We start from the raw sequence: 15,011 nt of genomic DNA on the forward strand, positions 1-15,011 counted from the left end.
ACCGCTATGCGGAAAGCCGTGCTGAACTTCTATAGTTAATGAGACAAAAATGCTAGCTGTGTTGGCCCCTTGCGCCTATGAGACGAATCCGAAACTGCGCGAGGCCAGCCGTTAATGGGGTGGCCCGGCCTTGTAGTGTTGGGGGCGGCGATTGGCTTCGCGGGCTGGTGGTTACATCCGCTGCGACGCGCGAGCCGCGCACGGTGGTGGGTGGCGCTGCTGGCCGGCGTGCTGGGCGCGGCCGTCGCGCACATGGCCGGCAACGTGATTGGTCTCTTCCATGACGGTGATACGCTCGAATGGCCGGTTTGCACCGCCGTCGCTTTGATTGCCGTCGCCGTGACGGTCGGCTTGCTTTCCCGTCGATGAATATTTGCAGGTGACTCCGATGAATGCCCGACTCCCCGAAACTTCCTCCATTCCCGAACGGCTTGCCACCTTGCGCGACGCAATGGCGCGCGAAGGCGTCGCCGCCTACCTGGTGCCGTCCGCCGACCCGCATCTGTCCGAATATCTGCCGGGGCGCTGGCAAGGCCGGCAGTGGCTGTCCGGCTTCACCGGCTCGGCCGGCACGCTGGTCGTGACCGCGGACTTCGCCGGCGTCTGGACCGACAGCCGCTATTGGGAACAGGCCAACGCGCAACTGGCCGGCACCGGCGTTCAGTTGATGAAGATGACCGGCGGCCAGCAGACCGCGCCGCATTTCGAATGGCTCGCTCAGAACGTGCCGGCCGGCGCCACGGTCGGCGTGGACGGCGCGGTACTCGGCGTGGCGGCGGCGCGGGCCTTGAGCCAGGCGCTGACCGCGCGCGGCGTGCAGCTGCGCACCGACGTCGATCTGTTCGACGCGATCTGGCCGCAGCGTCCGTCACTGCCGGCGGCCGCCGTGTTCGAGCACGCCGCGCCGCATGCGAGCGTCGCGCGTTCGGACAAGCTCGCGCAGATTCGCCGCGCGATGGCGGACAAGGGCGCGCAATGGCACTTCATCTCCACACTCGACGACCTCGCGTGGCTGCTGAATCTGCGCGGCGCTGACGTCAGCTACAACCCCGTGTTCGTGGCGCACGCGCTGATCGGTGTCGACCACGCGTCGCTGTTCGTCGCCGACGGCAAGGTGCCGCAGGCGTTGGCCGATGCGCTGGCCAAGGACAACATCAGCGTCGAGCCGTATGCGAAGGCGGCGGCCGCGCTGGCCGCGCTGCCCGCTGGCAGCACGCTGCTGATCGACCCGCGCCGCATCACGTTCGGCTCGCTGCAGTCGGTGCCGTCGACAGTGAATGTGGTCGAGGCGGTCAATCCGTCCACCTTCTTCAAGTCGCGCAAGACCGAGGCGGAAGCCGAACACGTGCGCGAGACGATGGAACAGGACGGCGCGGCGCTGGCGGAATTTTTCGCCTGGTTCGAAGGCGCGCTGGGCCGCGAGACGATCACCGAGCTCACCGTCGACGAACGTCTGACGGCGGCTCGCGCGCGCCGTCCGGGCTTCGTGTCGCTGAGCTTCGCGACGATCGCCGGCTTCAACGCGAACGGCGCGATGCCGCACTACCGCGCCACCGGAGATTCGCATTCGGTGATCGAGGGCAACGGCCTGCTGCTGATCGATTCGGGCGCGCAGTACCTGAGCGGCACGACCGACATCACGCGCGTGGTGCCGATCGGCACGGTCAGCGAAGCGCAGCGGCGCGATTTCACGATCGTGCTGAAGGGCACCATGGCGTTGTCGCGCGCGCAGTTCCCGCGCGGCATCCGTTCGCCCATGCTCGACGCGATCGCCCGCGCGCCGATCTGGGAAGCCGGCGCCGATTACGGTCACGGCACCGGTCACGGCGTGGGCTACTTCCTGAACGTGCACGAAGGTCCGCAGGTGATCTCCCACTACGCGCCGGCCGAACCGTGGACCGCGATGGAAGAAGGCATGATTACCTCGGTCGAACCGGGCATTTACCGTCCGGGCAAATGGGGCGTGCGGATCGAGAATCTCGTGCTGAACGTGCCCGCTGGTCAAACCGAATTCGGCGACTTCCTCAAGTTCGAGACCTTGACGCTGTGCCCGATCGACACGCGCTGCCTCGATCTGTCGCTGCTGCGCGAGGACGAACGGGCGTGGCTGAACGCGTATCACGAGACCGTGCGCACGCGCTTGTCGCCGCATCTGTCCGGCGACGCCAAAGCGTGGCTGGCGTTGCGCACGCAACCCATCTGATCGCCATCAGGAATCTGCTTACGGAGCGTGCATGGCCATTAAGGCAGTGGTGTTCGATTTCGGCGGCGTGCTGATCGACTGGAGCCCCGAGTATCTGTATCGGGAACTGATTCCTGACGAGACCGAGCGCCGCTGGTTTCTGACTCACGTCTGCTCGATGGACTGGGTGATCCGTCAAGACGGCGGCCAGCCAATCGTCGAGGCGACCGAGGAACTGGTTGCGAAGTTTCCCGATCACGAAGCGCTGATCCGCGCGTTCTATGAGCGCTGGCACGACATGGTAGCTGGCGTGCTGGAAGAAGGCGTGGCAATCATGGAAAAGCTCGAAGCGGCCGAGGTGCCGCTCTTCGGGTTGACGAATTGGTCGGCGGAAACCTTTCCGTATGCGTGGGAGCATTACCCGGTGCTGCGGCGGTTTCGCGACATCGTCGTCTCGGGGCGGGTGAAGCTGGTGAAACCCGATCCGGCCATTTTCGCGGCCATGCGCGAACGGATCGAGGCTCAATTGCCGGGCATCGAGCCCAGCGAGCTCGTCTTCATCGACGACAACGTGAAGAACGCCGAGGCCGCGACGGCGCTCGGCTGGCACGGCGTGCACCACACCAGCGCCGCGCAAACCGCAGCGAAACTGCGCGAGTTGGGGCTGCCGGTTTAAGGCTGATGCGGTTTTAAAGACATAGCGAGTTTGCCCCGACCTACTGACCAAGCAGATTTTTCAACGCGTTACCCAAGCCTTTCACTGTTTCCCCCGCGCCCTTTGCGACGTCCTCGACGCTCACGCCGAGCGCCTTTGCAAAGCCGGTGCCGATGCGCTTCATCAGACCTTCCTGCACGGAGAATTTCGGGTCGCGCAAATTCCCATCCAGCACGAAATGCAACGTGATGTCGCCGTTATGCGACTTGAGCGCGGCGACGGCTGCCTTGGTCGGAATCGACATGAAGGTGTCGAGCGGGTTGCCGGTGTCGGCGAGTTGCAGATTGTGGACCGTCAGCGTGCCGGGGGCGTGCAGCTGATAGTTGCTTACCGTCGAGTCGATCGTCAGGTCGATCGTGCCGCCCGTCACTTGCGCCTTGGCGCCAGCCTTCTTGATCAGGTACGGGTCGAGCGTCACGATGTCGACGCCGCGCAGTTTGCTGGTGGTCTGCGAATCCTTGCTGGCGACCTTGATCCAGCCGGCGAACGACACCGTGCCCGTGTGCGCCGGGCCTTTGATCGAGCCCGTCACATTGACGTTGGTCGGGTCAGTGAGGGCGGGCAGGTGCAGATTGTCGACGGTCGCGTTGGCATCGGTGACTGTCACTTTGAACGGCGGCGGCCCGACCGTCATGTCGTAGAAGTGAAAGTTGCCCTGCTGGAAGCTGATGTGATCGACCTGTTTTTCGCGGGGAATGGACAGCGCCGCGCCGCTGCCTTCGTTGTCGGACCGGTTCACCGCTTCGCGCAGATTCGGCATCAAACGAATCGCGCCGTCCTTCGTGCGCAGCACGGCGATGTCGAAGCCGCGCACCACCACGTTGCGGATATGCATGCGCCGTGCGATCAGATCGCGAATGTCGGGTGTGAGTGTGATTTCGTCCGCTCGGAGCGGATCGCCGGCCGGCCAGCCGGGCGGCGCTTTGAGAAGAACGTTGGTGAGATGAACCGAGGTGAGGCCGACGTCGATGGTTTGGGCGCTCCCCAAGGGACCAAGTGCCGCGATTACGCGCTCCTTGACCTCGCGTTGCACGTACTGCAAGGCGCCGACCACGACGACGATCAGCACCAGCAGCACGCCGCCCACGGCGAGGGCCCAGTGCTTGCCCTTCGACATCGCCATGCTTGCCTCCTCGCCACCGCGTGGCGCGCGGTGTGGCAGTGATCGACTAGTGCGCTCACCGGGTGGGCGCGCTTAGAGGTGTTCGTCCGGGCGGAACGCGGAGCGTACGCGTCTCGCCGCGATGACGTGTATCACGCCGTGGCACGCAATGCGTGTGCCCTACCGCTCATAGCGCCGACGCGAGCCGTTCGCGGCACACACCTCGCTCGCCCCCTCCGAAAAGCGCCCTGTCGAGCCAGCCCGCGCGTCATCCCAGCCGATGCGCAGGCCGCCCGGCCCAGGCTTATCGCGTGATCGGCTTGTAACGCAGACGCTTCGGACGTGCACCTTCTTCACCCAGACGCGCGCGCTTGTCCGCTTCGTATTCCTGGTAGTTGCCGTCGAAGAACGTGATTTGCGAATCGCCTTCGAACGCGAGGATGTGCGTGGCGATGCGGTCGAGGAACCAGCGATCGTGCGAGATCACCAGCACCGAGCCGGCGAACTCGAGCAAGGCGTCTTCGAGCGCGCGCAGCGTTTCGACGTCGAGGTCGTTCGACGGTTCGTCCAGCAGCAGCACGTTGCCGCCCGCGATCAGCGTCTTGGCCAGATGCAGCCGGCCGCGTTCACCGCCCGACAGGTTGCCGACCACCTTTTGCTGGTCGCCGCCTTTGAAGTTGAAGCGGCCGATATACGCGCGCGACGGCGTTTCGTACTTGCCGACCGTCAGCACGTCGGCGCCGCCGGAGATCTCCTCGAACACGCTCTTCGAGCCGTCCAGCGCGTCGCGGCTCTGGTCCACATAAGCGAGCTTGACGGTCGGGCCTTGCACGATTTCACCCGAATCCGGTTGTTCGCGGCCGGTCAGCATACGGAACAGCGTCGACTTACCCGCGCCGTTCGGCCCGATGATGCCGACGATCGCGCCCGCCGGAATCTTGAAGCTGACGTTGTCGAGCAGCAGACGGTCGCCATACGACTTGCTGACGTTCTTGAACTCGATCACTTCATTGCCGAGGCGGTCGCCGACCGGAATGAAGATTTCCTGCGTTTCGTTGCGCTTCTGGTAGTCCTGGCTGTTTAGTTCCTCGAAGCGCGCGATACGCGCCTTCGACTTCGCCTGGCGGCCCTTCGGATTCTGGCGCACCCACTCCAGTTCCTTCTTGATGGCCTTCTGACGCGCCGACTCCGACGATTCTTCCTGCTTCAGGCGCTCTTCCTTCTGATCGAGCCAGCTGCTGTAGTTGCCCTTCCACGGAATGCCGTGGCCGCGGTCGAGTTCGAGAATCCATTCGGCGGCGTTATCGAGGAAGTAGCGATCGTGGGTCACGGCGACGACGGTGCCCGGGAAACGCGTCAGGAACTGTTCGAGCCAGTCGACCGATTCCGCGTCCAGGTGGTTGGTCGGCTCGTCGAGCAGCAGCATGTCCGGCTTTTCGAGCAACAGCTTGCACAGCGCGACGCGGCGCTTTTCGCCGCCCGACAGATGTTCGATCTTCGCGTCCCAGGCCGGCAGGCGCAGCGCGTCGGCGGCGATTTCGATCTGCTGTTCCGCGTTGCCGCCATCGGACGTGGCGAGGATCGCTTCGTACTTTGCCTGTTCGGCGGCGAGCGCGTCGAAGTCGGCGTCCGGCTCGGCGTAGGCCGCGTAGATTTCGTCGAGCTTCTTTTGCGCGTTGAACACGTCGCCGAGACCTTCCTCGACCGCTTCACGCACCGTCTTGTTCGGATCGAGCTGCGGTTCCTGCGGCAGATAGCCAATGTTCAGGTTCGGCATCGGCGTGGCTTCGCCCTCGATGTCCTTGTCCACACCGGCCATGATGCGGATCAGCGTCGACTTGCCCGAGCCGTTCAGGCCGAGCAGGCCGATCTTCGCGCCGGGGAAAAACGACAGCGAGATGTCTTTCAGGATTTGACGCTTGGGCGGCACGATCTTGCCGACCCGGTTCATGGTGAAGACGTATTGGGCCATTTGCTTGCAATAGACGTTGACGACGCCGGCCGCGTGGGGGCGGGCGGTCGTGGGTGGATGGGTAATCGGTGTTAGGGCCGGGCGGAGCGCCTGGCGCCGGCCGGCGCGGCTTCGAGCGCGGCGTCGAACTGCGCGACGCCCCGCGCGCGGGCGGGTGGTTCAGGTGGCATTGTACTTCGGCGCAGGCGCGGGACGGCAGTGGGTGTCCGTTCGGCCAGCAAGCGCTTGGATGCTCAGCGCCAATCGGCCACACCGCCGTGCCGCGAACCCGTGCCGGCGTTTTGCCAGGCGTTAATTCGCGCGCCGTCCGCTCGCCGGATCGAAGAAATGCAGATGCCGCGCGGGCAGCGCCACTTGCAGCGCTTCGCCTGCTGCGGGCCGATGCGCGTGCGGCAAACGCACCGTCACGTCGTGCTTGCCCCAGCGGCCGTGCGCGAGATTGTCCGCGCCGAGCAGTTCGCAGGAATCGACGGTGAGGGTTGCGTGAGGTGCATCCGCTTGGCCGGGACTCATGTGTTCCGGACGAATGCCGAGCGTCCACTCGCGTCCTTTGGCGACTTCCTGGCCGATCGACGCCACGCCCGTCAGCGGCAGTTTCGGACCGTTGCCGGCTACTTCGAAAGCGGAGCCGTCGTCCGACACGCGGCCTTCCAGCAGATTCATCCCCGGGGAGCCGATGAAGCTCGCGACGAACACCGTGGCGGGCCGTTCATAAACCTCGGTCGGCGCGCCGATCTGTTCGGCGTGGCCCTTGTTCATCACGATCACGCGCTGGGCCAACGTCATCGCTTCGATCTGATCGTGCGTCACGTACAGACTCGTCGTAGCGAGCCGCGCATGCAGGCGCTGGATTTCCAGCCGCATCTGCACGCGCAGGCGCGCGTCGAGATTCGACAGCGGTTCGTCGAACAGAAACACGGCCGGCTCGCGCACGATCGCGCGGCCCATCGCGACACGTTGCCGTTGGCCGCCGGACAACTCGCGCGGCTTGCGTTGCAGCAGCGCTTCGAGTTCGAGAATCTGCGCGGCGCCCTGCACGCGCTTCGCGATCTGCGCGCGCTCGACGCCCGCGATCTTCAGCGCGTAGCCCATGTTCTCAGCCACGCTCATGTGCGGATAGAGCGCGTAGTTCTGGAACACCATCGCGATGTTGCGATCCTTCGGCTCCAGTTGATTGACCACTTTGCCGGCAATCGAAATGTTGCCTTCGGAGATGCGCTCGAGCCCCGCCACCATCCGCAGCAAGGTCGATTTGCCGCATCCGGACGGGCCGACCATCACGACGAACTCGCCGTCCGCGACGTCCACGTCGATGCCATGCAACACGAACTGTTTGCCGTCGTAGGTTTTTTTAACGCCTTGCAGAGTCAGTGCAGCCATGCCGTTTTAGCCTTTCGTTGCGTGCCGCGGATCGCGCGGTGTTGTCTATTTTTCGATACCGGGAAAGAGCTCGCTCAAGCGGTGCAGCTTACTTCTCCGCATCCACCAGTCCGCGCACGAACCAGCGCTGCATCGTCAGCACGACCGCGAGCGGCGGGAGCATCGCGAGCAGTGTCGCGGTCATCACCAGATGCCATTCGGTCGCGGTATCGCCCGACGCGATCATGCTTTTGATGCCGACCACGGCGGTGGTCAGCGACTGCTGGCTCGTGATCAGAATCGGCCACAGGTACTGATTCCAGCCGTAGATGAAAGTGATCACGAAGAGCGCGGCCATGTTCGTCTTCGACAGCGGCAGGACCACGTCCCAGAAGAAGCGCATAGCGCCGGCGCCGTCGATGCGCGCCGCTTCCATCAATTCGTCCGGCAGCGTCATGAAGAACTGGCGGAACAGGAACGTCGCGGTGGCCGAGGCGATCAGCGGCAACGTCAAACCGCTGTACGTATTGCTCAAATGCATCGACGACACGACCTGCACAGTCGGAAAGATCCGCACTTCGACCGGCAGCATCAACGTGATGAAGATCAGCCAGAACGCGAGGTTGCGAAACGGAAAACGGAAGAACACGATCGCGTACGCGGAGATCATCGAGACCGCGATCTTGCCGATCGAAATCACCAGCGCCATCACGAGGCTGTTGAACAGCATGCGGCCGAACGGCGCCGCCGCGTTGCCGCTGCCTTGCGACCAGACGGTCGCGATGTTCTCGAATAGATGCGTGCTCGGCACCAGCGAGAGCGGCACGCTGAACACTTCGTGCTCGCTCATGGTCGCCGCGCAGAACGCGACGTACACCGGAAACACCACCAGCACGACGCCGAGAATCAGCACCGCATGGCAGAAGAGGTCGAAACCGCGGCGGTTCTCGATCATGAGTATTGAACCCTGCGTTCGATGAAGCGGAATTGCACGACCGTCAACGCGACGACGATCACCATCAGGATCACCGACTGCGCACCCGAGCTGCCGATGTCGAGCCCCTGGAACCCTTCGGCGAAGATTTTGTAGATCAGCGTGCGGGTGGCTTGCGCGGGACCGCCGCCGGTGGCAGCGTCGATCACCGGGAAGGTGTCGAAGAATGCGTAGGTGATGTTGATTACCAGCAGGAAGAAACTGGTCGGCGACAGCAGCGGCAGGGCGATGCCGAAAAAGCGCCGCACCGGACCGGCGCCGTCGATAGCCGCCGCTTCGATGAGCGAGCGCGGAATCGCCTGCAGACCCGCATAGAAGAACAGGAAGTTATAGCTGACCTGCTTCCAGACGGACGCGAGCACCACGAGGAACATTGCCTGGCCCGCGTTCAGCGCGTGATTCCACACAATGCCGTACTTGGCCAGGGCATAGGTGACGAGGCCGATGCTCGGGTTGAACAGGAACGACCACAACACGGCGGCGATCGCGGGCGCGACCGCGTACGGCCAGATCAGCAACGTTTGATAAGTCTTGGCGCCGCGCGTCACGCGATCCGCGCAGACCGCGAGCAGCAGCGAGATCACGAGCCCCGACACCGTGACCAGCGCGCAGAAGATCAGCGTCGTATAGAACGACGACAGGTACAGCGGGTCGATGAAAAGCTGCTTGAAGTTGGCGAGCCCGACGAACTCGCTCGAGGTGCCGAACGCATCCTGACTTTGCGTGGATTGCCAGAGCGCCTCACCGGCCGGCCACAGAAAGAACAGCAGCGTGATCGCGAGTTGCGGCGCGACGAGCAGGTAGGGCAGCAGGCTGGTGCCGAAGCTGGAGCGCTTTTCCATTGACGATTCCCAAGGTTCTGCTGCAAGCACGGGTTTCGGTGCGGGCGCACCGAAACCCTGCCAGCGCAGTTGCCCGCTTAGTTGCCGGCTTTCTCGAAGCGGCGCAGCAGTTCATCGCCACGCGACACGGAGGCGTCGAGCGCCTGTTGCGGCGTTTTCTTCTGTGCCCAGACCTGTTCGAGTTCTTCGTCGATGACGGTGCGGATCTGCGGCATGTTGCCCAGACGCAAGCCCTTGGTGTAAGGCAGCGGCGGCTTGTTGAGCATCTGCTTGATGGCGGTGTCGCTGCCCGGATTCTTTTCGTAGAAGCCTTGCTGCTGCGTCAGTTGATACGCGGCGGTAGTGACCGGCAGATAGCCGGTGTCCTGATGCCACTTGGCGGCGACCGGCGCCGACGACAGATACGAGAGGAATTTCGCCACACCCTTGTAGACCGCCGGATCCTTGCCCGACAGCACCCACAGGCTCGCGCCGCCGATGATCGCGTTCTGCGGCGCGCCCTTTACGCTCGCGTCGTACGGCATCATGCCGGTGCCGAAGTTGAACTTCGCGTACTTCTTGATCGTGGCAAGCGAGCCCGACGAGTTGGTGATGATCCCGCAGTCGCCGCTATAAAACTTCGACACCGGTTCGTCCTTGCGGCCGACGTACGTGAAGGTGCCATCCTTCTGCATGTTCTGCAGGAACTGGATATGCGCGACCTGCAGCGGCTTGCTGAATTCCAGTTGCGCATCCGGGCCGTCGAAGCCATTGTTCTTCGACGCGAACGGCGCGCCGTGCCAGGCGCTGTAGTTCTCGAGTTGAATCCAGCTTTGCCAGCCCGACGAATAGCCGCACGCCATGCCCGACGCCTTCAGCTTCTGCGCGTCGGTCTGCAGTTCAGCCCAGGTTTTCGGCGGCTGGTTCGGGTCGAGGCCGGCTTTCTTGAAGGCGTCCTTGTTGTAGTAGAGCACCGGCGTCGAGCTATTGAACGGCATCGAAATCAGCTCGCCGGTCTTGGCGTCGCTGTAATAGCTGGCGATGGTCGGCACGAATGCCTTTTCATCGAGCGGCACGCCGGCTTGCTTGAACACTTCCGAGACCGGGATGACGGCCTTCTTCGCCTGCATCATCGTGGCGGTGCCGACTTCGTAGACTTGCAGGATGGCCGGCGCGTTGCCGCTGCGATACGCGGCGATGCCGGCAGCGAGAGTCTGGTCGTAGGTGCCTTTGAAGACCGGCACGATCTTGTAGTCGCTTTGCGACGCGTTGAACGCGTTGGCGATGTCGTTCAGCCGTTCGCCCAGCGCGGCTTCCATGCCATGCCAGAACTGGATTTCAGTCGCGGCGTGGGCCGCCTGGCTGAGGCCGACGCTCAATACGGCGGCAACGGAAAGCGAACGGACTAGCGGCTTCAAACTCATCGATTTTTCTCCTGATTGGAATGGGCGTGGAAGCGAATCGCGCGATTCTATTTGTGTTCGATGACAGTCCGGCGACGGTGGCCGCCCGGCGTGCATTATTTTTGACGGGCGCCGAATGCCGCAATTTAACACTGGCGTTATAAAACGGAAACAGTCGGGGTCGGAGGGCAAACGTTTGCGCGAAGGCAAAGCCGAAGCTCGCCGGCTAGACGCGGCTGTTTGTAGAAGGGCATGATGAATGCCGGTTTGAGTTGTGCTGGTCGACTCCTGTACGTTACGTCACGGTGCACATTAATCAGGATTGCAGATGCTGGGTTCAGTACGATTGGCGGCGAGCAGTTTGATCGCGGCGCTTGCGTTGGCAGGGTGTTCGCTCGCAACCGTAAAGACGGACGATGCCGTCACACAGGTGAGCTCGTTGCCAGCGATCATCGCGCATCGCGGCGGTACTGGCGATGCGCCCGAAAACACGCTCGAAGCGATCCGCCTGTCGATCGAACATCACGCCGACGCGATCTGGCTCACCGTGCAGTTGAGCCAGGACGGCGTGCCGGTCTTGTATCGGCCGGCGGATCTGTCGGCATTGACCGACGCGAAAGGGCCGGTGTCCGCTTTTACCGCGGCGGAACTCGCACGCGTGAATGCCGGGTGGAATTTCCGCCGCGCAGAGACGTATCCGTATCGAGAGCACCCGGCGGCCATTCCGACACTGCGCGAAGCGCTGCGCGCCATGCCTGCGGGGATGCCGGTCATCCTCGACATGAAGGCGTTGCCTGCCGGGCCACAGACGCATGCCGTCGCGCGCGTGCTCGATGACGAAAACGCGTGGCAGCGCGTGTCGATCTATTCGACCGAAGCGGATTATCAGCGGAGCTTTGCCGCCTATCCGCAAGCCAGGCTGTTCGAATCGCGCGATGCGACGCGCGGGCGGTTAGTGCGGGTCTTGTTGAATCAGGGCTGCGTGGACGCGCCGGCTGAACATGCCATGGCCGCGTTCGAGTTGCATCGTGCGCTGACGGTGGTCGAGAAGTTCACGCTGGGAGAAGGGCGGTCGGATGTGCAGGCTACGCTGTGGACGCCCGCAGCCGTCGCGTGCTTCCGGCAGAAGCCGGACGTGCAAATCGTCGCGATTGCCGTGAACGATGCGGATGATTACCGCACGGCTGCGTGCCTCGGTATCGATGCGGTACTCGCGGATTCGCCGGCCAAGATGGCTGCTATCCGTAACGGAATCGCGTTGCCGCTGCGTTGCACGCGCTCCGGAACAACTGGCGGCCAGTAAAGCAAAAGAGCCCGCTTTGAGGAGCAGGCTCTTTTGAAGTCACTTGCTGCGGGTGGCAACGCTCAGGTTTTCACCCGTGGCCACCTCACGCCGAAGCAGAAGCTGAAACTCAGACGTTGAACAGGAAGTTCATCACGTCGCCATCATGCACGACGTATTCCTTGCCTTCCGCGCGCATCTTGCCGGCTTCCTTCGCGCCTTGCTCACCCTTATAGGTGATGTAGTCATTGAACGCGATCGTCTGCGCGCGAATGAAGCCGCGCTCGAAGTCCGTATGAATCGCGCCCGCGGCCTGCGGCGCTGTATCGCCTACATGGATCGTCCACGCGCGCACTTCCTTCACGCCAGCCGTGAAGTAGGTCTGCAGGCCCAGCAACTTGAAGCCGGCGCGGATCACGCGGTTCAGGCCCGGCTCTTCCATGCCCATGTCGGCGAGGAACACTTCCATGTCGGCTTCGTCGAGGTCGGCGATTTCCGCTTCGATCGCGGCGCACACGGCGACGACCGGCGCATTTTCCGCCGCCGCGAACTTCGCGACCGCGTCCAGATGCGGGTTGTTCGCGAAGCCGTCTTCCTTCACATTGGCCACGTACATGGTCGGCTTGGCGGTGATCAGGCAGAACGGTTTGAGCGTGGCCTTTTCTTCGTCCGTGAGGTCGAGCGCGCGGACCGGCTTGGCCTGGTCGAGTTGCGCGCGCACCTTTTCCAGCACGGCCGCGTTCTTGATGGCTTCCTTGTCGTTACCCGACTTGGCGGCCTTCGAATAGCGCGCCAGCGCCTTTTCGACGGTCGCGAGGTCGGCCAGCGCCAGTTCGGTGTTGATCACTTCGATATCCGACAGCGGATCGATCTTGTTCGCGACGTGAATCACGTTCTCGTCTTCGAAGCAGCGCACTACGTGCGTGATCGCGTCGGTTTCGCGGATGTTGGCGAGAAACTGGTTGCCCAGACCCTCGCCCTTGCTCGCACCGGCCACCAGACCGGCGATGTCGACGAATTCCACCACGGCCGGCAGGATGCGCTCCGGCTTGACGATTTCGGCGAGCGCCTTCAGACGCGCGTCCGGCACTTCGACGATGCCGACGTTCGGCTCGATCGTGCAGAACGGATAGTTTTCGGCGGCGATGCCCGCCTTGGTCAGCGCATTGAACAGGGTGGACTTGCCGACGTTAGGCAGGCCGACGATGCCGCATTTGAGGCTCATGGAAATCCTTCAGTGATTCAGTAAGTTGCGTGATGCGCTCGACGCTGTGTGCAGGATTCGAGAAGCCTTCGCGTGTAGCGTGGCGGATCAATGCAGCGGAGCGGGACAAGACACCGGATCGGGGCGTTGCTCGACGACCGGGTGCGAGTTTTCACGGAAAGCGCAATTGTAACCCGTTCGCATCGGCTCACCGACGCGGTGGCGGGAATGCGGCGCTCGTCGCTCGATCCGCGATGGCGGTGTCCAGGTAAGTTTTTCTCGAACGCGCGTAGAATCGCCGGTTCAGGGCCATTAGAGCCCAATTCCGGGGAAAAAATGCGAACAGCACGATGGGTCGTCACAGGAGTGGTTGTCGTCGCGCTGGGCAGCGCGATCGTGTCATGGGTGTCGCCGAACTTCGACGAAGCTCAGGCGAACTCGGACCGGCAGACGGTCAACTGCCTCTCAAGCCACCTAACGCAGGACGACAAAAAGCAGATCGCGCAATTCGCCGATGCCAACGACTTCAATTCACTGTGGCGTGTGTACGACCGCATTTTCCCGGACTGCGCCGTGCGCGGCGACCAGTGGGAACGCAAGGGCAACCTCGAGGCAAGCGCGTGGCGGCTCCTGGCTTCCGACCGCGAATTCACGCGGCTGCGCGAGGCGAACGCGGCGCTGGCGGCGGCCGGTCACCCGTAACCATGCGCGCGGTTGTGCGGGCTCAAACGCCACGCGCGTCGATCCGTCCCCCGCAACCCCCGCGGCTATAATGCGCGGATGAACGCACACCACCAGACCTTTGATGCCGCCGTGATCGGCGGCGGGCTCGTCGGCAAGACCGCGGCGCTCGCGCTGACACAAGGCGGACTGCGCGTGGCGCTGCTCGCGCAACCCTGCGCGGCACTGCCTGCCGGCGCTGCCTTCGACTCGCGGGTCTACGCGCTGTCGTCGAGTTCACAGGCTTTGCTGGAGCGTTTGCGGGTCTGGCAGGCGCTCGATCTGGCGCGGCTCGGGCCCGTCTACGACATGCGCGTCTACGGTGACGCGCACGCCGAACTGCATTTCTCCGCGTTCCAGGCTTCAGTGCCGCAGCTGGCGTGGATCGTCGAGTCGTCGGTGATTGAGCGTGCGCTGGATGCGGCGCTACGCTTCCAGCCGAATCTCACCTGGATCGACACCCGCGCTCAGGCGCTCGACTTCACCGCGGATAGCGCCAGCGTCGGCCTCGCCAACGGCAATGTGCTGGACGCCGATCTGGTGGTCGGCGCGGACGGCGCGCATTCGTGGGTGCGCGCCCAGATCGGTTCGAAGATGGACCGGCGCGACTACAGGCAAACCGGCGTGGTCGCCAATTTCAAGGCCGAAAAGCCGCACGGCGAAACCGCGTACCAATGGTTCAAGGACGGCGAGATCATTGCACTGCTGCCCATGCCGGACGGTCACGTCTCGCTGGTCTGGTCGGCGCGCACCGAACATGCCGCGCAACTGGTCGCGCTCGATCCGGCGCAACTCGCCGCTGAAGTGGAGCGCGTGACGGGCGGACAGTTCGGCGCGCTCGATTGCGTGACGCCCGCGCAAGGTTTCCCGCTCGCGCTGCAAACGGTGGACCGGCTGGTGGCACCGCGCGTCGCGCTGGTCGGCGACGCCGCGCACCTGATTCATCCGCTGGCCGGGCAGGGCATGAACCTCGGGTTGCGCGACGTCGCGGCGCTTGCCGACACCGTCGCCGGCAAGGAGTCGTTCCGCGATCTCGGCGACATGGTGCTGCTGCGCCGCTACGAACGCGCTCGCCGTGAAGATATCCGCGCGCTGATGATCGCGACCGACGGCCTGCAAAAACTCTTCTCCGTCCCGGGTCCGTTTGCCAAGGCGTTGCGCAACACCGGCATGGCGTTTGTCGGCGCGCAGCCGTTCATCAAGCGCTGGCTGGTGTCGGCCGCGCTGGGTTAAAGCACCCGGCCGGGCATGCCGCGG

Annotated in this window: 13 protein-coding genes; 6 read left to right on the forward strand and 7 right to left on the reverse strand. The window is 63.7% G+C overall.

Translation table 11 applies throughout. The features are described 5' to 3' along the window. Positions 1-114 precede the first annotated feature (114 nt). The 3 genes from RI103_RS01870 to RI103_RS01880 are packed head-to-tail and all read left to right on the forward strand — an operon-like array spanning position 115 to position 2,858. Positions 115-369 carry a hypothetical protein gene (locus RI103_RS01870; RefSeq protein ID WP_310813754.1) on the forward strand — a complete coding sequence of 85 codons (255 nt, stop codon included), beginning with the start codon at positions 115-117 and terminating at the stop codon, positions 367-369. A 19-nt stretch (positions 370-388) separates the two neighbouring features. Further along, positions 389-2,203 (forward strand): aminopeptidase P family protein, encoded by a 1,815-nt coding sequence (locus tag RI103_RS01875; RefSeq protein ID WP_310813755.1) that lies wholly within the window; start codon positions 389-391, stop codon positions 2,201-2,203. A gap of 31 nt (positions 2,204-2,234) precedes the next feature. Beyond that, on the forward strand, positions 2,235-2,858 hold the full coding sequence (locus RI103_RS01880; RefSeq protein WP_310813756.1) for an HAD family phosphatase: 624 nt from the start codon (positions 2,235-2,237) through the stop codon (positions 2,856-2,858). 40 nt (positions 2,859-2,898) lie between these two features. On the opposite strand, the gene RI103_RS01885 is transcribed toward RI103_RS01880, so the two are convergent. The 6 genes from RI103_RS01885 to ugpB all read right to left on the reverse strand — a co-directional run bounded on the left by RI103_RS01885 (position 2,899) and on the right by ugpB (position 10,569). Next, a complete protein-coding gene (locus RI103_RS01885; RefSeq protein ID WP_310813757.1) occupies positions 2,899-4,020 on the reverse strand; it encodes a DUF748 domain-containing protein in 1,122 nt (373 codons plus the stop codon). A gap of 283 nt (positions 4,021-4,303) precedes the next feature. After that, the gene (gene ettA, locus RI103_RS01890; protein WP_310813758.1) at positions 4,304-5,971 is read right to left on the reverse strand and encodes an energy-dependent translational throttle protein EttA; all 1,668 of its coding nucleotides are present in this window, start codon (positions 5,969-5,971) and stop codon (positions 4,304-4,306) included. A gap of 291 nt (positions 5,972-6,262) precedes the next feature. Further along, complete coding sequence (locus RI103_RS01895; RefSeq protein WP_310813759.1) at positions 6,263-7,351, reverse strand: sn-glycerol-3-phosphate import ATP-binding protein UgpC; 1,089 nt, start codon at positions 7,349-7,351, stop codon at positions 6,263-6,265. An 88-nt stretch (positions 7,352-7,439) separates the two neighbouring features. Beyond that, entirely contained in the window at positions 7,440-8,285 is an 846-nt protein-coding gene (gene ugpE / locus RI103_RS01900) for a sn-glycerol-3-phosphate ABC transporter permease UgpE (protein ID WP_007180267.1), read from the reverse strand. Next, on the reverse strand, positions 8,282-9,166 hold the full coding sequence (gene ugpA / locus RI103_RS01905) for a sn-glycerol-3-phosphate ABC transporter permease UgpA (protein WP_310813760.1): 885 nt from the start codon (positions 9,164-9,166) through the stop codon (positions 8,282-8,284). Before ugpA ends, ugpE begins: the two co-directional genes overlap by 4 nt. Before the next feature lie 77 nt (positions 9,167-9,243). Beyond that, a complete protein-coding gene (gene ugpB / locus RI103_RS01910) occupies positions 9,244-10,569 on the reverse strand; it encodes a sn-glycerol-3-phosphate ABC transporter substrate-binding protein UgpB (protein ID WP_310813761.1) in 1,326 nt (441 codons plus the stop codon). A 307-nt stretch (positions 10,570-10,876) separates the two neighbouring features. On the opposite strand from ugpB, the gene RI103_RS01915 reads away from it, so the two are divergent. Beyond that, complete coding sequence (locus RI103_RS01915; RefSeq protein WP_310813762.1) at positions 10,877-11,851, forward strand: glycerophosphodiester phosphodiesterase family protein; 975 nt, start codon at positions 10,877-10,879, stop codon at positions 11,849-11,851. A 109-nt stretch (positions 11,852-11,960) separates the two neighbouring features. Here the strand turns inward: RI103_RS01915 and ychF are convergent, their stop codons facing one another. After that, positions 11,961-13,055 carry a redox-regulated ATPase YchF gene (ychF, locus tag RI103_RS01920; RefSeq protein ID WP_310813763.1) on the reverse strand — a complete coding sequence of 365 codons (1,095 nt, stop codon included), beginning with the start codon at positions 13,053-13,055 and terminating at the stop codon, positions 11,961-11,963. Between the two features lie 126 nt (positions 13,056-13,181). Here ychF and RI103_RS01925 point away from each other — a divergent pair, with 126 nt between their 5' ends. Further along, positions 13,182-13,736, forward strand: coding sequence for a hypothetical protein (locus tag RI103_RS01925; RefSeq protein ID WP_310813764.1), 555 nt, complete (start codon positions 13,182-13,184; stop codon positions 13,734-13,736). A 78-nt stretch (positions 13,737-13,814) separates the two neighbouring features. Beyond that, positions 13,815-14,987 (forward strand): UbiH/UbiF family hydroxylase, encoded by a 1,173-nt coding sequence (locus RI103_RS01930; protein ID WP_310813765.1) that lies wholly within the window; start codon positions 13,815-13,817, stop codon positions 14,985-14,987. The last annotated feature ends 24 nt before the right edge of the window (positions 14,988-15,011 follow it).

This window comes from Paraburkholderia sp. FT54 (assembly GCF_031585635.1).
In the GTDB taxonomy this organism is placed as follows: domain Bacteria; phylum Pseudomonadota; class Gammaproteobacteria; order Burkholderiales; family Burkholderiaceae; genus Paraburkholderia.